At 70.2% G+C, this 19,923-nt stretch carries 16 protein-coding genes and 4 tRNA genes; 11 read left to right on the top strand and 9 right to left on the bottom strand.

The window, feature by feature from the left end:
* Positions 1 to 2 precede the first annotated feature (2 nt).
* From BIV25_RS25715 to BIV25_RS25705, 3 genes are all read right to left on the bottom strand, one after another.
* Positions 3 to 2,228, bottom strand: coding sequence for a DEAD/DEAH box helicase (locus BIV25_RS25715; RefSeq protein ID WP_071374789.1), 2,226 nt, complete (start codon positions 2,226 to 2,228; stop codon positions 3 to 5).
* A 227-nt stretch (positions 2,229 to 2,455) separates the two neighbouring features.
* A complete protein-coding gene (locus BIV25_RS25710) occupies positions 2,456 to 2,989 on the bottom strand; it encodes a hypothetical protein (protein WP_071374818.1) in 534 nt (177 codons plus the stop codon).
* A gap of 92 nt (positions 2,990 to 3,081) precedes the next feature.
* Positions 3,082 to 3,432, bottom strand: coding sequence for a metallopeptidase family protein (locus tag BIV25_RS25705; RefSeq protein WP_071374788.1), 351 nt, complete (start codon positions 3,430 to 3,432; stop codon positions 3,082 to 3,084).
* 83 nt (positions 3,433 to 3,515) lie between these two features.
* Here BIV25_RS25705 and BIV25_RS25700 point away from each other — a divergent pair, with 83 nt between their 5' ends.
* The 8 genes from BIV25_RS25700 (at position 3,516) to BIV25_RS25665 (ending at position 10,499) form a co-directional block, all read left to right on the top strand.
* Positions 3,516 to 5,078: a metallophosphoesterase gene (locus BIV25_RS25700; RefSeq protein WP_107486322.1), complete on the top strand. Its 1,563-nt coding sequence runs from the start codon at positions 3,516 to 3,518 to the stop codon at positions 5,076 to 5,078.
* A gap of 80 nt (positions 5,079 to 5,158) precedes the next feature.
* Positions 5,159 to 5,231, top strand: a tRNA-Glu gene (locus BIV25_RS25695).
* Between the two features lie 38 nt (positions 5,232 to 5,269).
* Positions 5,270 to 5,344, top strand: a tRNA-Asp gene (locus BIV25_RS25690).
* Between the two features lie 24 nt (positions 5,345 to 5,368).
* Positions 5,369 to 5,442 (top strand) — tRNA-Phe (locus BIV25_RS25685).
* A gap of 80 nt (positions 5,443 to 5,522) precedes the next feature.
* Positions 5,523 to 5,870: a hypothetical protein gene (locus BIV25_RS25680; RefSeq protein ID WP_071374816.1), complete on the top strand. Its 348-nt coding sequence runs from the start codon at positions 5,523 to 5,525 to the stop codon at positions 5,868 to 5,870.
* 57 nt (positions 5,871 to 5,927) lie between these two features.
* Positions 5,928 to 9,872 (top strand): ATP-dependent RNA helicase HrpA, encoded by a 3,945-nt coding sequence (gene hrpA, locus BIV25_RS25675; RefSeq protein ID WP_071374787.1) that lies wholly within the window; start codon positions 5,928 to 5,930, stop codon positions 9,870 to 9,872.
* 97 nt (positions 9,873 to 9,969) lie between these two features.
* Positions 9,970 to 10,044, top strand: a tRNA-Asp gene (locus BIV25_RS25670).
* 245 nt (positions 10,045 to 10,289) lie between these two features.
* Complete coding sequence (locus BIV25_RS25665) at positions 10,290 to 10,499, top strand: DUF6274 family protein (RefSeq protein ID WP_071374786.1); 210 nt, start codon at positions 10,290 to 10,292, stop codon at positions 10,497 to 10,499.
* Between the two features lie 460 nt (positions 10,500 to 10,959).
* On the opposite strand, the gene bldC is transcribed toward BIV25_RS25665, so the two are convergent.
* Together bldC and BIV25_RS25655 are read right to left on the bottom strand one after the other, a co-directional pair.
* Positions 10,960 to 11,166, bottom strand: coding sequence for a developmental transcriptional regulator BldC (gene bldC, locus BIV25_RS25660; protein ID WP_003949541.1), 207 nt, complete (start codon positions 11,164 to 11,166; stop codon positions 10,960 to 10,962).
* Between the two features lie 542 nt (positions 11,167 to 11,708).
* Positions 11,709 to 12,551 (bottom strand): hypothetical protein, encoded by an 843-nt coding sequence (locus BIV25_RS25655; protein WP_071374785.1) that lies wholly within the window; start codon positions 12,549 to 12,551, stop codon positions 11,709 to 11,711.
* A 200-nt stretch (positions 12,552 to 12,751) separates the two neighbouring features.
* On the opposite strand from BIV25_RS25655, the gene BIV25_RS25650 reads away from it, so the two are divergent.
* Both BIV25_RS25650 and BIV25_RS25645 read left to right on the top strand, forming a co-directional pair.
* A complete protein-coding gene (locus BIV25_RS25650; protein WP_071374784.1) occupies positions 12,752 to 13,858 on the top strand; it encodes a Glu/Leu/Phe/Val dehydrogenase dimerization domain-containing protein in 1,107 nt (368 codons plus the stop codon).
* Between the two features lie 290 nt (positions 13,859 to 14,148).
* Positions 14,149 to 14,406, top strand: a complete 258-nt coding sequence (locus tag BIV25_RS25645) for a DUF3073 domain-containing protein (RefSeq protein ID WP_071374783.1) — start codon at positions 14,149 to 14,151, stop codon at positions 14,404 to 14,406.
* A gap of 78 nt (positions 14,407 to 14,484) precedes the next feature.
* Here the strand turns inward: BIV25_RS25645 and purM are convergent, their stop codons facing one another.
* The 4 genes from purM to BIV25_RS25625 all read right to left on the bottom strand — a co-directional run bounded on the left by purM (position 14,485) and on the right by BIV25_RS25625 (position 18,629).
* On the bottom strand, positions 14,485 to 15,555 hold the full coding sequence (purM, locus tag BIV25_RS25640; RefSeq protein WP_071374782.1) for a phosphoribosylformylglycinamidine cyclo-ligase: 1,071 nt from the start codon (positions 15,553 to 15,555) through the stop codon (positions 14,485 to 14,487).
* A 42-nt stretch (positions 15,556 to 15,597) separates the two neighbouring features.
* Complete coding sequence (purF, locus tag BIV25_RS25635) at positions 15,598 to 17,127, bottom strand: amidophosphoribosyltransferase (protein WP_071374781.1); 1,530 nt, start codon at positions 17,125 to 17,127, stop codon at positions 15,598 to 15,600.
* Positions 17,128 to 17,286: 159 nt separating this feature from the next.
* Positions 17,287 to 17,796: an META domain-containing protein gene (locus BIV25_RS25630; protein ID WP_071374780.1), complete on the bottom strand. Its 510-nt coding sequence runs from the start codon at positions 17,794 to 17,796 to the stop codon at positions 17,287 to 17,289.
* 35 nt (positions 17,797 to 17,831) lie between these two features.
* On the bottom strand, positions 17,832 to 18,629 hold the full coding sequence (locus BIV25_RS25625) for a maleylpyruvate isomerase family mycothiol-dependent enzyme (RefSeq protein ID WP_071374779.1): 798 nt from the start codon (positions 18,627 to 18,629) through the stop codon (positions 17,832 to 17,834).
* Positions 18,630 to 18,771: 142 nt separating this feature from the next.
* Between BIV25_RS25625 and BIV25_RS25620 the strand changes: the two genes are divergently transcribed.
* Positions 18,772 to 19,905, top strand: a complete 1,134-nt coding sequence (locus tag BIV25_RS25620; protein ID WP_256256063.1) for a DUF4185 domain-containing protein — start codon at positions 18,772 to 18,774, stop codon at positions 19,903 to 19,905.
* Positions 19,906 to 19,923 lie beyond the last annotated feature (18 nt).

Genomic DNA, 19,923 nt, shown 5'->3' with positions numbered 1-19,923 from the left:
CGTCAGCCGTTGCGCTTCCAGCGCGGCTTGTCCTCGCGGCGGCCGAAGGAGCCGGTGCCGCGGTGGTCGTCACGACGGCCGAAGGGGCGGTCGTGACCGGCGGAGCGGAAGCCGGGACGGTCGTCGCGGCGGTCGCGGTTGAACGGACGGTCGCTGCCCCGGTGTCCGCCGCGCTCGTCCCGGCGGAAGCCACCGCGGTCGTCACGACGGTCGAAGGAACGGCCACCACGGTCGCCGCCCCGGTCGAAGCCCCGGTCACGGTCGCTGCGGTCGTTACGGTCGCTGCGGTCGTTGCGGTCGCGGTCGAACGGACGGCGGTCGTCGCGACGCTCGAAACCACGGCCGCCACGGTCGTCACGGCGCTCGAAGGAACGGCCACCACGGTCGCCGCCCCGGTCGAAGCCCCGGTCACGGTCGCTGCGGTCGTTGCGGTCGTTGCGGTCGCGGTCGAACGGACGGCGGTCGTCGCGACGCTCGAAACCACGGCCACCGCGGTCGTCACGGCGCTCGAAGGAACGGCCACCACGGTCACGGTCGTTGCGGTCGCGGTCGAACGGACGGCGGTCGTCACGGCGCTCGAAACCACGGCCGCCACGGTCGTCGCGACGGTCGTCACGGTCCCGGTCGAAGCTGCGCCGCTCGCGGCGCTCGTACGGCGCCGAGGCCGCCGGGCGCTCCTCGCGCTCGGCCCGCTGCTCGGCGGCGGCAGCGGCCTGCGCCTCGGCGGCCGCCAGCTCCTCCGCGGCCGTCGCCTGGGCCTCGGCCACCGCGGCCTCCGGGTCCTCGCCGCGCTCGCGGGCGACCCGGGCGACCAGCCGGTCGGACTCGTCGCGCAGCTCGGCGGCGCGGCGCTGGGCGCGCTCCAGCTGCTTGGTGAGCTGGGCGACCTCGCGCTCGGCCTGCTGCGCGGCGTTGTTCGCGGACTCGGCCTGGACCTCGGTCATGGAGCGGGCGCCGGTGATCTCGGCGACCTCCGGGTCGAAGGCGCCGGCCCCCTGGATGATGTGGCGCGCGGCGTCGACGCCGGCGTCCTCCATCAGCCGGAAGATCTGGCGGCGCTGGTGCGGCAGCGACAGGGAGACGACCGTGCCGGTGCGGCCCGCGCGGGCGGTACGGCCGGCGCGGTGCAGGTAGTCCTTGTGGTCGCCGGCCGGGTCCACGTTCAGGACCAGGTCGATGCCGTCGACGTGGATGCCGCGGGCGGCGACGTCGGTGGCGACCAGGACGTTGACGTAGCCGTCCTTGAAGTCGGCCAGGGTGCGGGTGCGCGCGCCCTGGGTCATGCCGCCGTGCAGCGCGTCGGCCTTCGCGCCCGCCTCGCGCAGCTGCTCGGCGACGCGGTCGGCGCCCAGCTGGGTGCGGACGAAGATGATCGTGCGGCCCTTGCGGGAGGCGATCGCGGCGGTGACCGGCGCCTTGTCCTTGGGCTTCACGATGAGGATGTGGTGGGACATGGTCGTCACCGCGCCCTGGGCCGCGTCCACCTCGTGGGAGACGGGGTTGTTCAGGTAGCGGTCGACGAGGGTCTGGATCTCGTTCTCCATCGTGGCGGAGAAGAGCATCCGCTGGCCGCCGGCCGGGACCTGGTCCAGCAGCTCGGTGACCTCGGGCAGGAAGCCCAGGTCGGACATCTGGTCGGCCTCGTCGAGGACGGCGATCTGGGTGTCCTCCAGCGAGCAGGCGCCGCGGTTGATGATGTCCCGCAGGCGGCCCGGGGTGGCGACGAGGATGTCGACGCCGCGCTCCAGGGCGTAGATCTGGTTGCCCATCGAGGTGCCGCCGCAGACGACCTTCATCTTCAGGCCGAGGACGTCGCCGTACGGCTGGAGGGCGTCGGCGACCTGCATGGCCAGCTCGCGGGTCGGGGTGAGGATGACCGCGCGGGGCTTGTGCTTCTGGGTGCGGCCGCCGGCCAGCGTGGCCAGGGTCGGCAGACCGAAGGAGAGGGTCTTGCCGGAGCCGGTGCGGCCACGGCCGAGGATGTCCTTGCCGGCCAGGGCGTCCGGGATGGTCGCGGCCTGGATCGGGAAGGGGGTCGTCACGCCGTTCTGCGCGAGCTTGCGCACGATGCCCTCGGGGAGGCCGAGGTCGGCGAAGGTGGTCTGGGGGGTGGTGTCAGCGGCCTCGTCGGCCTCGGTGATCTCGTTCGTCTCGTCGACGAGTTCGTTCTCGAACTCGTCGAGCTCGTTCTCGGACACGACAAACTGATCGGTACTGGACACGGACATGCGAATGCGAAACCTTCCGGAGTCTCGTCGGCACGCGCCCGTCAACTCCGTGATTCGCTCACGACCGCCTCAATGCGGTCCGCCACGGCAAGGGAGAGTACGCGCCACACGGCGCGCTCTGTGGTGGCGCCGGGCAAATGGGATCAAACGATCTACCACCATACGCACCCATCACCCCTGAAGGCAAACCGAGCCATGAAACCCCAGGTCGGACCCGGTCGCGCCCCTCATGCCGGCAGGCCCGCCGTGGGAGCCGGCTCGCGCTGGGCCAGCTGGGGTCCGGTGCCCTCGTGCGCCGAGGAGGACGGCTCGGCCGTCGGGGGCTCGGAGGTGGCCGCGGGCGGGGTGGAGACCGGGGGCTGGGGTGGTGCGGAGGTGACCGGTGGGGCCGGTGGGGCCTTGGTCGGCGCCGGATCACCGGGCGCGACCGTCTTCCCGGGCTTGGCGGGCCTGCCGGACGGTGCGGTGGTCGCGGACGCGTCGTCCGCGCCGGGCGACGGAGCGACCGAGGCACTGGGCGACTCCCCCGGCTTCGGCCTGCCGCCCTTGCCGTGCTTGCCGTCGGCCGGCGGGCCGCCGTGCCCCTGGCCGCCGACGCCGTCCACCGGACCGCCGTCGGGCGCCTCACCGGCGTGCCGCCCGGCCGAGTGCGAGGGCCGGGCCCGGCCCGCGTCGTCACCCACGCTCACACAGCCGGCCGCGGCCGCGCTGACGGCCAGCACGGTGACGGCGAGCCGGACGGGTACGTACAAGGGGCGCACGGCGGCCACCTCCGGGGGCAAAGGAAAGGAGTCAACCTCCCCAACTCCCGCCGCCCGCAAGAGGACACGCGCCCCGCGCGGGCTGACCGAACTCAGCCGTAGCCGAGGGCGTGCAGGCGTGCGTCGTCCATCCCGAAATGGTGGGCGATCTCGTGCACCACGGTCACCTCTGTCTCCGCGACGACGTCCTCGCGGGTCGCGCACATCCTGAGCGTCGGCCCCCGGTAGACGGTGATCCGGTCCGGCAGCACGCCCGCGTACCACTCGCCCCGGTCGGTCAGCGGGGTGCCCTCGTACAGGCCGAGCAGCTCGGGGTCACCGGCGGGCGGTTCGTCCTCCACGAACACCGCCACGTTGTCCATGAGCCGCGTCAGCTCCGGCGGGATCCGGTCGAGCGCCTCGGCGACCAGTTCCTCGAACTCCTCGCGCGTCATCTCCAGCACACCGTCATTGTCCGGTACGGGAGCTTCGTACGAGAGCGGCGCGGCGCCGCATATCCGCCTCCGTACATGGGCATACGGGACCAATGGTCCGCGTCCCCGTCGCAGCCCTCCGCACGCTGACGAACCGCGTACGCCCGCGCCCGGCCCGCAGGGGCACCCGCACGCTCCCCGCCCCGCCACCGGCCGCCGGTCCTGGCCGCCGCTGGCTGAACGCCCTCGGACTCACCGCCGTCGTGCTCTTCGGCGCCTGGCTGGGCCTGCTGGTCGTCGGCAACGTCCGGACCCCGGTCGGTCCGATGAACACGACGATGGCACTGCGCCCCTCGCTGAGCGGCGGCACGAAGATCAACATCTCCCCGCTGGGCGCGCTCACCCTGGACAGCCATGTCGCCCCGGTCCGTCTCGACGTCAACGTCGACCAGCTCGACCCGCTGCGCTCCCAGGCTCTGGTCGACCACCCCGAGCGGATCTCCGGCCTCCAGCAGGAGGTCGCCCAGGACGTCGAGCACGGCACGCTGGACCTGGCCGTGCGCTCCTGTGTCGCCGTGGTCGCCGGGGCCACCACCCTCGGCCTCGCCGTCTACCGCCGCCCGCGCCGCGCCCTCGCGGCCGGCGGACTGGCCCTGGTCCTGCTCGCCGCCTCGGGCGCGTCGGCGTACGCCACCTGGAACCCGAGGTCGGTGCTGGAGCCGAAGTACTCGGGCCTGCTGTCCTCGGCGCCGTCCGTGGTCGGCAACGCGCGCAGCATCGTCAGCGAGTTCGACGTCTACCAGAAGGAACTGGCCCGCCTGGTGACGAACGTGACGAAGCTCTACGACGTCACCTCCACGCTCCCGGCCTACCAGCCCGACCCCTCCACCATCCGCGTCCTGCACGTGTCGGACATCCACCTCAATCCCGCGAGCTGGAAGATCATCGCCTCGCTGGTGGAGCAGTACGACGTGAACGTGATCGTCGACTCCGGCGACACGATGGACCACGGCATCGCGGCCGAGAACGGCTTCCTGGACCCGATCAGGGACCTGGGCGTGCCGTACGTCTGGGTGCGCGGCAACCACGACTCGCGGATCACCCAGCGCTATCTGGAGCGCATGAAGAACGTGCACGTCCTGGACGACGGGCACGCGCAGACGGTCGCGGGACTGCGGTTCGCGGGCATCGGCGATCCGCAGTTCACCCCGGACCGCGCCGTGGTGCCCGGCGGCGACGCGGCCGAGCAGCTGGCCGGCGACCGGCTGGCCAGCGCCCTGCACGACGAGAAGGCCCGGCACACCCCGGTCGACGTCGCCGTGGCCCACGAGCCGGCGGCGGCCCGCGAGACGGACGGCGAGGTGCCGCTGGTGCTGTGCGGGCATCTGCACCACGAGGGGGACGAGATCCTGCCCTACGGCACCCGGCTGCGGATGGAGGGCTCCACGGGCGGCAGCGGGCTGCGCGCGGTGGAGGGCAGGTACCCGGCGCCGATCGAGGCCTCGATCCTCTACTTCGACCGGGACAGCCGCCGTCTGCAGGCCTGGGACGCGATCAGGCTGGGCGGGCTGGGTGAGACGACGGCCGAGGTCAGCCGCCATCTGGCCACCCCCGTCAAGCCCGGCCCCGCCCCCTCCTCCTCCGGTGCACCGGCCTCCCCCGTCCCCTCGCCGTAAACCGTTTTGGCGATACCCCTCGCCATCCCATATGCTTCTCACGTCCCCGACGCGCTGAGAAGCGCCCAGGCGGGCCGATAGCCCTCATCGTCTAGCGGCCTAGGACGCCGCCCTTTCAAGGCGGTAGCACGGGTTCGAATCCCGTTGGGGGCACGCAAGATCGTGTGCGACACTGTTGCACGCACAAGCTTGGTCCTGTGGAGCAGTTTGGAGTGCTCGCCACCCTGTCAAGGTGGAGGCCGCGGGTTCAAATCCCGTCAGGACCGCTGGTGTTTCACGTGAAACACCGTGGCTGGGTAGCTCAGTTGGTACGAGCGATCGCCTGAAAAGCGATAGGTCGCCGGTTCGACCCCGGCCCCAGCCACAACCAGAAGGCCCCGTTCATCGAACGGGGCCTTCGTCGTATCGGAAACCGTCGTATCGAGAGTCGTGGGGGACGAGGAAATGAGCCAGGACCAGGTCGCTGCCATAGCGGCGGACGCCCAGGTGGAGAAGACCCGGGCGCGGTACGGACTGTTCGCCATCATCGCCAGCAATCTCGCGATTGTCGTGGTCGCGAGCGTGGGTGTGTGGCGGCTGCACGGGGACAGGTCAGTGGTCGTCGGCATCCTGACCGCCGCGTTCACCGCGGTGAGCAGCATGACGACGGCGTATCTGGGGATCAAGGCGATCTCCAATACGGCGAAGTCACTCGCCCAGCAGGTCCAGCAGGTCCAGCCCGGCTCCAAGGCATCGACCCCCGCGACATCGTCTCCGGCCGCGGTAGCGGCACCCGCACAGCCCGCCGGCTAAACGGCACCGTCAAATCATTCGCGTGATTTTCGGCCGGGGTGAGATCCTGGACCGCGTATGTCTACGCATCCCGCCCCCGCCCTCGGCACCCTCGCCCCCCGTCTGACCGAGCTGTCGCTGCGTGACGCGCACCGGCTCGGGCGGCGGCTCGAGGGCGCGCGCAAGATCCGTAAGCCGGAGGCCCGCGCCGCCGTCCTCGCCGAGATCGAGGCGGAGGTCGACAAGGCCGAGGCCCGGATCGGTGAACGGCGTGCCCGTGTGCCCGCCGTCACCTACCCCGAGCAGCTGCCCGTCAGCCAGAAGAAGGACGAGATCGCGGACGCCATCCGCGATCACCAGGTCGTCATCGTCGCCGGTGAGACCGGGTCCGGCAAGACCACGCAGATCCCGAAGATCTGTATGGAGCTGGGCCGGGGCGTGCGCGGCATGATCGGGCACACCCAGCCTCGCCGTATCGCCGCCCGGACCGTCGCCGAACGCGTGGCCGAGGAGCTGCGCACCCCCCTCGGCGAGGCCGTCGGCTGGAAGGTCCGCTTCACCGACCAGGTGAGCCCGGACGCCACCTTCGTCAAGCTGATGACGGACGGCATCCTGCTCGCCGAGATCCAGACCGACCGCGAGCTGCGCGCCTACGACACGATCATCATCGACGAGGCGCACGAGCGGTCCCTCAACATCGACTTCCTGCTCGGGTACCTGGCCCAGCTGCTGCCGAAGCGGCCGGACCTGAAGGTCGTCATCACCTCCGCCACCATCGACCCCGAGCGCTTCTCGCGGCACTTCGGCGACGCTCCGATCGTCGAGGTCAGCGGGCGGACCTACCCGGTCGAGGTGCGCTACCGGCCGCTGCTGGAGGACGATTCCGAGGACGCCGACCGGGACCAGATCACCGCGATCTGCGACGCGGTCGAGGAACTCCAGGGCGAGGGCCGGGGCGACATCCTCGTCTTCCTCTCCGGCGAGCGCGAGATCCGGGACACGGCGGACGCGCTGGAGAAGAAGAAGTACAGGTTCACGGAGGTCCTGCCGCTGTACGCCCGGCTGTCGCACGCGGAGCAGCACCGGGTGTTCCAGCCGCACACCGGGCGCAGGATCGTTCTCGCGACCAACGTCGCCGAGACCTCGCTGACCGTCCCCGGCATCAAGTACGTCATCGACCCCGGCTTCGCCCGGATCAGCCGCTACAGCCACCGCACCAAGGTCCAGCGGCTGCCCATCGAGCCGGTCTCGCAGGCCAGTGCCAACCAGCGCAAGGGCCGCTGCGGCCGTACGTCCGACGGCATCTGCATCCGGCTCTACAGCGAGGACGACTTCCTCGCCCGCCCGGAGTTCACGGACGCCGAGATCCTCCGCACGAACCTGGCCTCCGTCATCCTCCAGATGACCGCCGCGGGCCTCGGCGACATCGAGAAGTTCCCCTTCATCGACCCGCCGGACCACCGCAACATCCGTGACGGCGTCCAGCTGCTCCAGGAGCTGCACGCGCTGGACCCGGCCCAGAAGGACCCCCGCAAGCGGCTCACCGACACCGGCCGCAAGCTGGCTCAGCTCCCGGTCGACCCGCGTCTGGCCCGCATGGTCCTGGAAGCCGACAGGAACGGCTGTGTCCGCGAGGTCATGGTCATCGCCGCCGCGCTGTCCATCCAGGACCCGCGCGAGCGCCCGGCCGACAAGCAGGCCCAGGCCGACCAGCAGCACGCCCGCTTCAAGGACGAGACCAGCGACTTCCTCGCCTATCTGAACCTGTGGCGGTACGTCCGCGAGCAGCAGAAGGAACGCGGCTCCAGCTCCTTCCGCCGCATGTGCAAGCAGGAGTACCTGAACTTCCTGCGGATCCGCGAGTGGCAGGACATCTACACCCAGCTGCGGACGGTCGCCAAGCAGATGGGCATCCATCTGAACGAGGACGACGCCCCGGACGACCGCGTCCACGTCTCCCTCCTCGCCGGCCTGCTCTCCCACGTCGGGATGAAGGACGTGAAGGACGGCAACAAGAACGAGTACCTGGGCGCCCGCAGCGCCAAGTTCGCGATCTTCCCGGGCTCGTCGCTGTTCAAGAAGCAGCCGAAGTTCATGATGTCGGCGGAGCTGGTGGAGACGTCCCGGCTCTGGGCCCGGGTCAACGCGAAGATCGAGCCCGAGTGGGTCGAGCCGCTCGCGGAGCACCTGCTGAAACGGACGTACAGCGAACCGCACTGGGAGAAGGACCAGGCGGCCGTGATGGCGTACGAGAAGGTCACGCTGTACGGCGTCCCGATCGTCGCCCAGCGGAAGGTGAACTACGGCCGGATCGACCCGGAGACGAGCCGCGAGCTGTTCATCCGCAACGCGCTCGTGGAGGGCGACTGGCGCACGCACCACAAGTTCTTCGCCGACAACCGCAGGCTTCTCGGCGAGGTCGCGGAGCTGGAGAACCGGGCGCGGCGCCGGGACATCGTGGTCGACGACGACACACTCTTCGACTTCTACGACCAGCGCGTCCCCGAACACGTCGTGTCGGGCGCCCACTTCGACTCCTGGTGGAAGCACAAGCGGCACGAGCAGCCGGAGTTCCTGGACTTCGAGCGGGAGATGCTCATCCGGGAGTCGGCGGAGGCGGTGACGAAGGCCGACTATCCGGACTCCTGGCGGCAGGGACAGCTGAAGTTCCGGGTGACGTACCAGTTCGAGCCGGGCGCGGACGCCGACGGCGTGACGGTCCACGTCCCGCTCCAGGTGCTCAACCAGGTCACCGACGAGGGCTTCGACTGGCAGATCCCCGGCCTGCGCGAGGAGGTCGTGACGGAGCTGATCCGCTCCCTGCCCAAGCCCGTGCGCCGCAACTACGTGCCCGCCCCGAACTACGCGAAGGCGTTCCTGGACAGGGCCGTGCCCTTGCAGGAGCCGCTGACCGTGACGATGGCGCGCGAGCTGAAGCGCATGGTCGGCGTCCCCTTCGAGGCGGAGGACTTCGACTGGTCGAAGGTCCCCGAACATTTGAAGATCACTTTCCGGATCGTCGACGAGCGGCGCCGCAAGCTCGCCGAGGACAAGGACCTGGACGCGCTCCGGCTCCAGCTGAAGCCGAAGGCGCGCAAGGCCCTGTCGCAGGCGGCCGCTGCGACGGCGTCCCGTCAGGGCGGGGAGTCCCTGGAGCGCAAGGGGCTGACCGACTGGACGATCGGCACGCTGACCCGCGTCTTCGAGACCCGCCGGGCCGGGCAGCCGGTGAAGGCCTACCCGGCGCTGGTGGACGACGGCGACACGGTGTCCGTACGGCTCTTCGACACGGAGGCCGAGCAGGCGGAGGCCATGTGGAAGGGCACCCGGCGCCTGATCCTGCGGAACATCCCGGTGAACCCGGCGAAGTTCGCCTCGGAGAAGCTGACGAACGCCCAGAAGCTCGCCCTGTCGGCGAACCCGCACGGCTCCGTCCAGGCCCTCTTCGACGACTGCGCGACGGCCGCGGCGGACAAACTGATCGCGGACTTCGGCGGTCCGGTGTGGGACGAGCAGTCGTACCGGAAGCTGTACGACAAGGTCCGCGCGGAGATCGTGGACACGACGGTCCGTACGGTCGCCCAGGTGCAGCAGGTCCTCGCGGCCTGGCAGGCCGCCGAACGCCGGCTGAAGGCCGTACGGAGCCCGGCGCTGCTCACGAACCTGACGGACGTCCGGGGGCAGCTGGACGCCCTCGTGAAGCCGGGCTTCGTGACCGGGGCCGGCATACGCCGCCTGCCCGACCTGATGCGCTACCTGGTGGCCGTGGACCGGCGGCTGCAGCAGATGCCGACCGGCGTCCAGCGGGACACCACGCGCATGGAGAAGGTCCAGGAGATGCAGGACGAGTACGCCTGGCTGCTGGAACAGCTCCCGAAGGGCCGCCCCGTCCCGCAGGCCGTCCTGGACATCCGCTGGATGCTGGAGGAGCTGAGGGTCAGCTATTTCGCCCACGCGCTCGGCACCGCGTACCCCATCTCCGACAAGCGGATCGTGAAGGCGATCGACGCGGCCGTGGCGTAGTCGCACGCGTACAGGGGGTGAGTTCGACCAGGCGGCCCCACCTCCTGTACAGTCTCATCTCGCAGCGCAACGCACTGAGCAAAGCGCCGCGAAACCTGGTCCTGTGGAGCAGTTTGGAGTGCTCGCCACCCTGTCAAGGTGGAGGCCGCGGGTTCAAATCCCGTCAGGACCGCATCAAGGAAGGCCCTCGTCCCACCCGGACGAGGGCCTTTCGGCATACGGAGGCCGCGCCCGCGGCGGCAGCCGCAGTCAGACACGGCAAATCCCGTCAGCACCGCATCGAGAAGGGCCCCGGGAGGGGCCCTTCTTCTGTTGCGGCCTCCGGTGTCCGTTCCGCCCGTTCCCTTGACGGCGTCACATTCCCTCGGTACCCAGAAGACAGGGCCTGCTTTCCCGCTGCGGCCCCTGGAGGTGGGTATGGGGCCATCGGCCAGGCACGAGACGCGGGCGCTGCTGAGGGCGCATCTGGCGGCCGCCTCGCCCTACCGTCACCTCACCCGCCACTGTCCCGTCTGCCATCACCTCCTGCGGCTGGCGATGGACGCCGGCCCGCGGGGGCAGGATGCCGAGGACGAGTACGTCGCCGACGAGGACGCCGACGGCGTCGAGGATCCCCGGCCCGCGTGACCGGCGCCGGCCCCAACACCCCACTGTGCGTGGGACGCTGGAACATGACGTTCCATTAGCGCACACATGCCATCGGCAACAACTGCCCGGGCGTGTGACGGGAGTCACCGCATGAGTTTTCAAAAGGGCGGTACTTACCCCTGTCCTACAACAGGTCAATTTAATATGTGCAATTGCACCCGCCCCAGAGGTCGCGCACAGCCGTTCCGACAGCCCTCCCCAAGGTCCGACAAGGCCGCTCACAGGACCGCCCCGAAGCTCCGACCAGCGCACAAAAAAGATCGCGCTGGACCCGGCGGAGTCCAGCGCGATCTACGACGCACCCTGTGGCGCTGCCAACAACGGTCTGTTCGGCTTGGGCGTGGGGTCTGTTGGGGCAGATCCCGCGTCGCTTGGAGCTACTGTTCCGGGCGCCCCGGCACGTTGGGGGACGTGCCGTTCTGCCCGGTTATGCAGTTGTTCAGGCCTCGCTGCGCTGCTGCGGGATGCCCGCGAGCAGAGCGCGGACCTCGGCCTCGCGGTAGCGGCGGTGCCCGCCGAGCGTACGGATCGAAGTGAGCTTGCCGGCCTTCGCCCACCGCGTGACCGTCTTGGGGTCGACACGGAACATGGTGGCGACCTCAGCCGGGGTCAGCAGCGGCTCGGCATCAGGGGTGCGAGCGGTCATGAGCGGCCTCCTCGGGAGAACCGAACCTTCTCGGTTCTTTCCTCTAAATTCTGCACCTTGACCCGCGTTGCCCGAAATGGTGGACGCGAGTCGAGTCGGTTATAGGACGAACGGCTTGTCCTCGGCACTACAACTACACCATCCGTCCAGCCGCGTCGGCCAAACCGATGGAATTGCCCTCCCAGGTGTTCATCAGCGACGGAAGCCGATGGACCATGCCATAGCGGACAGTCACGCCACTGTGACGATCAGTCACAGGGCGATCAGGAGGCACCAGACCCCCCAAAGCGTGCAATGCGGAGAATCCGCCCGTAATAGAGCACAGTTGGACGGAAGGAACCCTCTCCGGGCTCCTTGTCCTATTTTGGCATGAGGAGGGGCAAGGGACGCAAGGGCCCCGTACGTGCGGTCCATCACGCTTCGGCCATCCTTGACACAAACGCCCGGATCGGGATCAACATCCCGTCAGCTGGTCAAGTGCGGTAGACCGTATGCCGTTCGAGGCTGTCGTGGAGCGTGACGTGCATCACCCGACCGGCCCCTCAGTTCGCGGAGCGCCGGTCCCGTACCGACCGCCAGCGTTCCACGAGCCGCGCGTACGCCTCGCCGGCCGCCGCGCCGTCGCCCCGGCGCAGCGCCTCGATGCCGGCGGCGACGTCCGCCGCCGAGTGGTCGCCCTCCAGCTCGCCGGCCGGCAGGACGTGCACGAGGCCGCCGTAGTCCAGCTCCACCAGCGAGCGCGGGTGGAACTCCTCCAGCCAGCGGCCGACGTCCACCAGGCCGTCGATCAGCGGGCCCTCCTCGACGGTGTCCTTCAGCGTGCGCAGGGCCCGCGCCACCCGGCGCCGGGACTGCACCATCGGCGTGCGGTAGCGCAGCAGCGGGGGCACCTCGGCGGTGCCCTTCTCGTAGCGCCGCTCCTCGTCGGAGACCAGCACGAACCAGTTCAGGGGCACCTGCCAGGTCGCCGTGCGGATCCACGGCCGGGCGTCGGGGTTGCGGGCGAGCCAGCGCTCGTAGTCCTGGGCGGCCTGGTGGCGCACCAAGGGCGGCAGCGCCGCGTCCAGCACCGGCGCGGGCAGCTCCTCCGCCAGCTCGCCGAGCGCCTGCCAGCCGCGCAGCCGGGTGCGCCAGGGGCACACGCAGACCACACCGTCGGCCTCCAGCACGAACGCGTCACCGCTCTCGTGCACCGGCACCGCGACCGGCGGGGTGGGCAGCAAGTCGGCGAGGGAACGCCGCAGTTCGTCCTGGTACGAGGGGCGGTCGGGGCGGCGGGCGTAGCGGGCCCAGTGGCCGCGCTCCGGCTCCGGGAAGGCGCCCAGCGGCTCGTACACGCGCAGGTACGCGGCATAGGGGACGACCACGGAGGACACCTTCGGCACGCCTGCTCCCTCCCCACCGGGCCCCGCTCGAAACCACGGCAAATCGTGCCACGGACATGCGTGCACCAGTGGCACGCGAGAGTGATCCTGAACACTGCACGGATGGTGGTCGCACCGAGGCTCTACGCTCAGGGCACGGCGCCCCGCCACCCGTACGGGGTTCCGCCCCACTCGCCGCTATGTACACAGGAGTCACCACAGTGACCGACGTAACCGGCGCGTCTGCTGATGTTCTGCACACCCTGTTCCACTCGGACCAGGGCGGCCATGAGCAGGTCGTGCTCTGCCAGGACCGGGCCAGCGGCCTCAAGGCCGTGATCGCCATCCACTCCACCGCCCTGGGTCCGGCCCTCGGCGGGACGCGCTTCTACCCGTACGCCACCGAGGCCGAGGCCGTCGCCGACGCCCTCAACCTCGCGCGTGGCATGTCGTACAAGAACGCCATGGCCGGCCTCGACCACGGCGGCGGCAAAGCCGTGATCATCGGCGACCCGGAGCGCGACAAGACCGAGGAACTGCTCCTCGCCTACGGCCGCATGGTCGCCTCGCTCGGCGGGCGCTACGTCACCGCGTGCGACGTCGGCACCTACGTCGCCGACATGGACGTCGTGGCCCGCGAGTGCGCCTGGACCACCGGCCGCTCCCCCGAGAACGGCGGCGCCGGCGACTCCTCCGTGCTCACCGCCTTCGGCGTCTACCAGGGCATGCGTGCCTCCGCCCAACACCTGTGGGGCGACCCCTCGTTGCGCGACCGCAAGGTCGGCATCGCCGGCGTCGGCAAGGTCGGTCACCACCTGGTCCAGCACCTGCGGAACGAGGGCGCCGAGGTCGTCATCACGGACGTGCGCGCGGACGCCGTCCAGCGGATCCTCGACCAGTACCCCGAGGGCGTGTCGGCCGTCGCGGACACCGAGGAGCTGATCCGCGTGGAGGGGCTGGACGTCTACGCCCCCTGCGCGCTCGGCGGCGCCCTGAACGACGCGTCCGTCCCGGTGCTCACCGCCAGGGTGGTGTGCGGCGCGGCCAACAACCAGCTCGCGCACCCGGGTGTGGAGAAGGACCTCGCGGACCGCGGGATCCTCTACGCCCCGGACTACGTGGTGAACGCCGGCGGGGTCATCCAGGTGGCCGACGAGCTGCACGGGTTCGACTTCGACCGGTGCAAGGCGAAGGCGTCGAAGATCTTCGACACCACGCTGGCCATATTCGCACGTGCGAAGGACGATGGCATCCCCCCGGCCGCCGCGGCCGACCGGATCGCCGAGCAGCGGATGGCCGAGGCCCGCACGGGACAGGTCGCACACTGACTCGTTCGCACACATGAGCGGTACCCGTCGGCGGGAACTTAGAGAGAACTCTCACTTCCCCCGGCGGGTCGTTCCCCGATAAGTGGTTAAAATCGCCACTGACCAGCGAGGACAGGGCGCCTCGAAGGTCCTGTGCACACGCGCGTGGTGCGGGCGACGTACCGTATGGGCGCGGGCTCAGGTACCGTGGAAGCCCTACGGACCGGCCTCTCTACTGAGAGTCCGTTCCAGATCATGAACGCGTGTCAGACTCTGGGGCCGTCGAGCCCCGTCACCGAGGGGGTCGAGCCATGGGGCGCGGCCGGGCCAAGGCCAAGCAGACAAAGGTCGCCCGCCAGCTGAAGTACAACAGCGGTGGGACTGACCTGTCACGTCTGGCCAGTGAACTGGGCGCATCGACTTCGAACCAGCCGCCGAACGGCGAGCCGTTCGAGGACGATGAGAACGACGAGGACGATCTCTACTCTCGTTACGCGGACCTCTACGAGGACGACGACGAGGAAGAGGACGACAAGGATCCTCACCAACAGCACCGTCGCGGCGCTTGACCTTGCAGTGACCAGTCCGGTCGGTGGCAGAGCCACCGACCGGTTTCTGTGCTGTCCGCACGGTCACCGGCTGCCGGATCAGGCCGAGTAGTCCCCGACCAGCTCCGCGCCGGTCGCCTTCTCGCCACGCTCGGTGATCTCGCCGGCCACCCAGGCGTCGACCCCGCGGTCGGCCAGGGTCGCGAGGGCCACCTCGGTGGACTCCTGCGGGACGATCGCCATCATGCCGACGCCCATGTTGAGGGTCTTCTCCAGCTCCAGGCGCTCGACACTGCCGGCGCGCCCGACGAGGTCGAAGATCGCGCCCGGCGTCCAGGTGGCACGGTCGACCGTGGCGTGCAGGTGGTCCGGGATCACGCGGGCCAGGTTGGCCGCGAGACCGCCGCCGGTGATGTGCGAGAACGCGTGCACCTCGGTGGTGCGCAGCAGCGCCAGGCAGTCCAGCGAGTAGATCTTCGTGGGCTCCAGCAGCTCCTCGCCGAGGGTGCGGCCGAGCTCGGCGACCTCCGCCTCCAGGGCGAGACCGGCGCGGTCCAGCAGAACATGGCGGACCAGGGAGTACCCGTTCGAGTGAAGCCCGGAGGACGCCATGGCGATCACCGCGTCACCCGTGCGGATGCGATCCGCGCCGAGCAGCCGGTCGGCCTCCACGACGCCCGTACCGGCGCCGGCGACGTCGAAGTCGTCCTCGCCCAGCAGCCCCGGGTGCTCGGCCGTCTCGCCGCCCACCAGGGCGCACCCGGCGAGCACACAGCCCTCCGCGATGCCCTTCACGATGGCCGCGACGCGCTCGGGGTGGACCTTTCCGACGCAGATGTAGTCCGTCATGAACAGCGGCTCGGCACCGCACACCACGATGTCGTCCATGACCATGGCGACCAGGTCGTGGCCGATGGTGTCGTAGACGCCCAGCCGGCGCGCGATGTCGACCTTCGTGCCGACGCCGTCCGTGGCGGAGGCGAGCAGGGGGCGCTCGTAGTGCTTGAGGGCGGAGGCGTCGAAGAGGCCGGCGAAGCCGCCGAGGCCGCCGAGGACCTCGGGGCGCTGCGTCTTCTTCACCCACTCCTTCATCAGCTCGACGGCGCGGTCGCCCGCCTCGATGTCGACACCGGCAGCCGCGTAGGAAGCACCGGACTGGCTCTCAGACATTGCCTGGGATCTTTCGGGTTGATGACGGGGCTGATGACGGGCTTACGGGCGACGGATCGCGTCGGCCGCGGCCGTGGCGGCGGGCCCGGCGGCCAGCTCGGTCTCCAGGAGCTGCTTGCCGAGCAGCTCGGGGTCCGGCAGCTCCATCGGGTACTCGCCGTCGAAGCAGGCGCGGCACAGGTTCGGCTTGTCGATGGTGGTCGCCTCGATCATGCCGTCGATGGAGATGTACGCGAGCGAGTCGGCGCCGAGGCTGGTGCCGATCTCCTCGATGGTCATCCCGTTGGCGATCAGCTCCGCGCGCGTGGCGAAGTCGATACCGAAGAAGCAGGGCCACTTCACGGGCGGCGAGGAGATCCGGATGTGGACCTCGGCGGCGCCGGCCTCGCGGAGCATGCGGACCAGGGCGCGCTGGGTGTTGCCGCGCACGATCGAGTCGTCGACGACGACCAGGCGCTTGCCCTTGATGACTTCCTTCAGCGGGTTCAGCTTCAGGCGGATGCCCAGCTGGCGGATGGTCTGCGAGGGCTGGATGAAGGTCCGGCCGACGTAGGCGTTCTTCACCAAGCCGTTGCCGAAGGGGATGCCGGAGGCCTCCGCGTAGCCGACGGCGGCCGGGGTGCCGGACTCCGGGGTCGCTATGACGAGGTCGGCATCGACGGGTGCTTCCTTGGCGAGCCGGCGGCCCATCTCCACACGGGAGAGGTACACGTTCCGGCCGGCGATGTCCGTGTCCGGGCGGGCCAGGTACACGTACTCGAAGACACAGCCCTTGGGCTTTGCTTCCGCGAATCGCGAGGCGCGCAGGCCGTTCTCGTCGATGGCGACGAACTCGCCCGGCTCGATCTCGCGGACGAAGCTGGCGCCGCAGATGTCCAGGGCGGCGGACTCGGAGGCGACCACCCAGCCGCGCTCAAGCCGGCCGAGGACCAGCGGACGGATGCCCTGCGGGTCGCGGGCGGCGTAGAGGGTGCCCTCGTCCATGAAGACGAGGGAGAAGGCACCGCGCACCTTCGGGAGCACCGCGTGTGCGGCCTCCTCGATGGTCAGCGGCTTGCCGTCCTCGTCGACCTGGGCGGCGAGCAGCGCCGTCAGCAGGTCGGTGTCGTTGGTGGCCGCGACCCGGGTGGACCGGCTGTTGTTGTCGTTCGGCAGGGCGGCGACCATCTCGGCGAGCTGCGCCGTGTTGACCAGGTTGCCGTTGTGGCCGAGCGCGATCGAGCCGTGCGCGGTGGCACGGAACGTCGGCTGGGCGTTCTCCCACACGGACGCGCCGGTGGTCGAGTAGCGGGCGTGTCCGACCGCGATATGACCCTGGAGCGAACCGAGCGAGGTTTCGTCGAAGACCTGGGAGACGAGGCCCATGTCCTTGAAGACGAGGATCTGGGAGCCGTTGCTTACCGCGATTCCCGCGGATTCCTGACCCCGGTGCTGGAGGGCGTAGAGCCCGAAGTACGTGAGCTTTGCGACCTCTTCGCCCGGAGCCCAGACACCGAAGACGCCACACGCGTCCTGGGGGCCTTTCTCGCCGGGGAGCAGATCGTGATTGAGTCGACCGTCACCACGTGGCACGGCACCGAGTGTAGGCGAGGTCGACCACTGGTCCGAATTGGGGATACGCGACCGTAACGGGTCACAGGGCGTCCATCACCTTGTCGCTTTTCTGATTTACGCAGGTCAGCAGGGGGCCGTCGGCTGCATTTGCCGTATGCGCGAGTGAGGTGTCGCACATCATCCGAGGGCGTGACGGCTGAGGCGGATGAGGTCGCCGTTGCCGTCGGTGAGCGTGAGGCTCCCGGCGTCGGCCCTGGCGACGAGCGTGCCGGTGGTGAGCGCGGCGGCCAGGGCACGCTCGAACTCCATGCGGTCCGGGGCGCAGGCCATCCGGGTCGTACGCAGGCCGCCGAGGGTGATCCGGTCGCCCCGCACGGTGGCCCGGGCGCTGAACCGGTTGCAGCCGAGGTTGCCGGCCGCCCGGCCGTCCGCGTCGATGCGCAGGCGGGCGGTGGCGGGCGCGGACCGGGTCCGGCCGCCGACGGTGAGGGAGTCGACCCGCCAGTCGACCCCGGTGACCGTCTGCCGGGACATCGGCCGCTGGGGCTGACGTGGGCCCGGCTGCTGAGAACTCGGCTGCTGGGAACTCACCGCACCACTGTCCGCCTTCCCGGCGCCGCAGGCCACCGTGAGCGGGACGAGTGCGGCGGCGGCCGTCAGGATCATGTGCTGCTTGTACCGGTTCATGGCGATTCGACGCCGTACCGGTCGCGTCGGTTCCGCTACGACATCAGCGGCAGCAGACCCCCGATGTCCGCCCGCTCCCCGCTCGCGCTCACCGCGGCCTCCGCCAGGGCGTCCCGCCAGCCCACGCGGCCGGTGGCGAGGCGGATCCAGGTCAGCGGGTCGGTCTCCACCACGTTCGGCGGGGTACCGCGGGTGTGCCGCGGGCCCTCGACGCACTGCACGACGGCGTACGGCGGCACACGGACCTCGGTGGAGCCGCCGGGCGCCTTCGCGGCCAGGGCGTCGGCGAGCAGCCGGGTGGCGGCGGCCAGGGCCTGGCGGTCGTACGGCACGTCCAGGCCGGGCACGGCGGCGTTGAGGTCGTCGGTGTGGACGACGAGTTCGACGGCGCGGGTGACGAGGTAGTCGTCCAGGGTCAGCGCGCCCGCGTTGGTCAGCAGCAGCCGGCTGCCCGGGTGCCCGGCGAGCAGGGTGCGCAGGGACGCGTCGACGTCGGCGAGATAGGCGTCGAGGTCGGGGTGTTCGGCGGCGAGGCCGCGGGTGAACGCGTCGATGGCGGAGGCGCTGGCCGCGGTGGCGAAGGGCCACTGCACGACCGTCGCGTCCTGCCGGGGCGGGGCCGGGTGGTCGAGGGCGCGGTGCACGGCGGTGACCGCCATGCCGATGTGCGCGACCAGGTCCCGTACGGTCCACCCGTCGAGCCGGGTGGGCAGGGCGAGCCGACCGGGGTCGAGACCGCGAACCGCCTCCCGCACGTGTCCGAGCTGGCCGAGGACGGCGGCGCGGGTCCTGGCGGAGTCGTAGGTGCGGGCGCGCTTCGTGGCGGGGGGCATGGCGGTGAGCCTATGCCGTACCCGCCCACGATTCATTCACAATGTTTCTAGAGTGACTTTCTAGAATCACATTCCAGGCAGCTCTACGCTGGCCGCCATGACACCACGCTTCGGAACCACGCCCCGGTTAGCCCGTCGGTCCGTGCTGAAGGCCGGACTGGGCATGGGCGTCGCCCTGTCCGGCACGGGACTCGTCATCGCCGCTCCCGGCACGGCCGCTGCCGCCGGGCAGAACGGCACCCCCCTGTGCGACAACCCCGGCGACTCGGCGAGCGGACAGGGACTCGGCTCCGGTGACCTCTGCATCCCGTACCACCGGGAACACGACAACACCTGGGGCTACGTCTTCGGCGACTCGTGGCGCGGCATCCAGCAGACCGGCGAGTACATCGGCTCGCCGGTGATGCTGAACCAGGACCGCTTCGACGCCTCCGGCGCCGCCCCGATCTCCTTCACCTGGGCCATGCCGACCGGCGGCCGCGCGGGCCAGCTCTTCGCCTACAACCACCGCGCGGACAACGGGTACGGCTTCGAGATCAGCCGGATCCCCAACGACGTCATCGAGTTCGGCGGCCGCACCTACCTCCAGTACACGTCGGTCTACACCTGGGGCGCCCCGGGCGACCCGCAGTGGGTGGACGGCCACGACGGCTCCCTGCTCTCGGGAGTCGCCTACTCCGACGACCACGGCGTGACCTGGACCGACTACGCCTACCACTGGGACGGCGACCACCGCGGCATCAACCAGAACATGTACGGCATGTGGTCGTTCGCGGGCATCGACCCCGACGGCTGGCTCTACATCTACTCCAAGCGCTGGAACGGCACGCACAGGAACTCGGCCGACGGCGGGGCGATCCAGCTGTTCCGGATCCGGCCTGACGACTTCCGCGCCGGCCGTTTCGGGGCACAGCAGAACTGGGCCTACGTGAACGGTTCCTGGACGTGGACCGACTCCTCGACCCCGCCCTCGGTGATCCTCTCCGGCAACAACACCGGTGAGTTCTCGGTCAAGCGGATCGGCGACACGTACTGCATGAGCTACTTCGACGTGACCCTGGGCGCGATCTTCACGCGCAACGCGCCCCGTCCGGACGCCGCGTGGAGCGTGCCGGTCCCGCGGATCACCGGCCTGCAGGTGCCGAACCTCTACGGCGGCTACATCCATCCCGGCAGCGCGAGCGCGAACTCGCTGACGCTGATCGTGTCGCAGTGGAACGGCACATGGCAGGCCCCGCCCTACTGGGTACGGCAGTTCGACGGCATCCCCGCGTGAGCGGGCGCGCGTGAGCAT

The organism is Streptomyces sp. MUSC 14, from assembly GCF_001866675.1.
GTDB lineage: Bacteria > Actinomycetota > Actinomycetes > Streptomycetales > Streptomycetaceae > Streptomyces.
Note: the sequence above shows the minus strand (reverse complement) of the source record. Positions and strands in the feature narration are given on the sequence as shown.

Coding starts and splice junctions, on each gene's coding strand:
- BIV25_RS25665 (WP_071374786.1), top strand. CDS start 10,290: ATGGGGCCATCGGCCAGGCACGAGACGCGGGCGCTGCTGAGGGCGCAT.
- hrpA (WP_071374787.1), top strand. CDS start 5,928: ATGTCTACGCATCCCGCCCCCGCCCTCGGCACCCTCGCCCCCCGTCTG.
- bldC (WP_003949541.1), bottom strand. CDS start 11,166: ATGACCGCTCGCACCCCTGATGCCGAGCCGCTGCTGACCCCGGCTGAG.
- BIV25_RS25680 (WP_071374816.1), top strand. CDS start 5,523: ATGAGCCAGGACCAGGTCGCTGCCATAGCGGCGGACGCCCAGGTGGAG.
- BIV25_RS25715 (WP_071374789.1), bottom strand. CDS start 2,228: ATGTCCGTGTCCAGTACCGATCAGTTTGTCGTGTCCGAGAACGAGCTC.
- BIV25_RS25625 (WP_071374779.1), bottom strand. CDS start 18,629: ATGCCCCCCGCCACGAAGCGCGCCCGCACCTACGACTCCGCCAGGACC.
- BIV25_RS25645 (WP_071374783.1), top strand. CDS start 14,149: ATGGGGCGCGGCCGGGCCAAGGCCAAGCAGACAAAGGTCGCCCGCCAG.
- BIV25_RS25700 (WP_107486322.1), top strand. CDS start 3,516: ATGGTCCGCGTCCCCGTCGCAGCCCTCCGCACGCTGACGAACCGCGTA.
- purM (WP_071374782.1), bottom strand. CDS start 15,555: ATGTCTGAGAGCCAGTCCGGTGCTTCCTACGCGGCTGCCGGTGTCGAC.
- BIV25_RS25630 (WP_071374780.1), bottom strand. CDS start 17,796: ATGAACCGGTACAAGCAGCACATGATCCTGACGGCCGCCGCCGCACTC.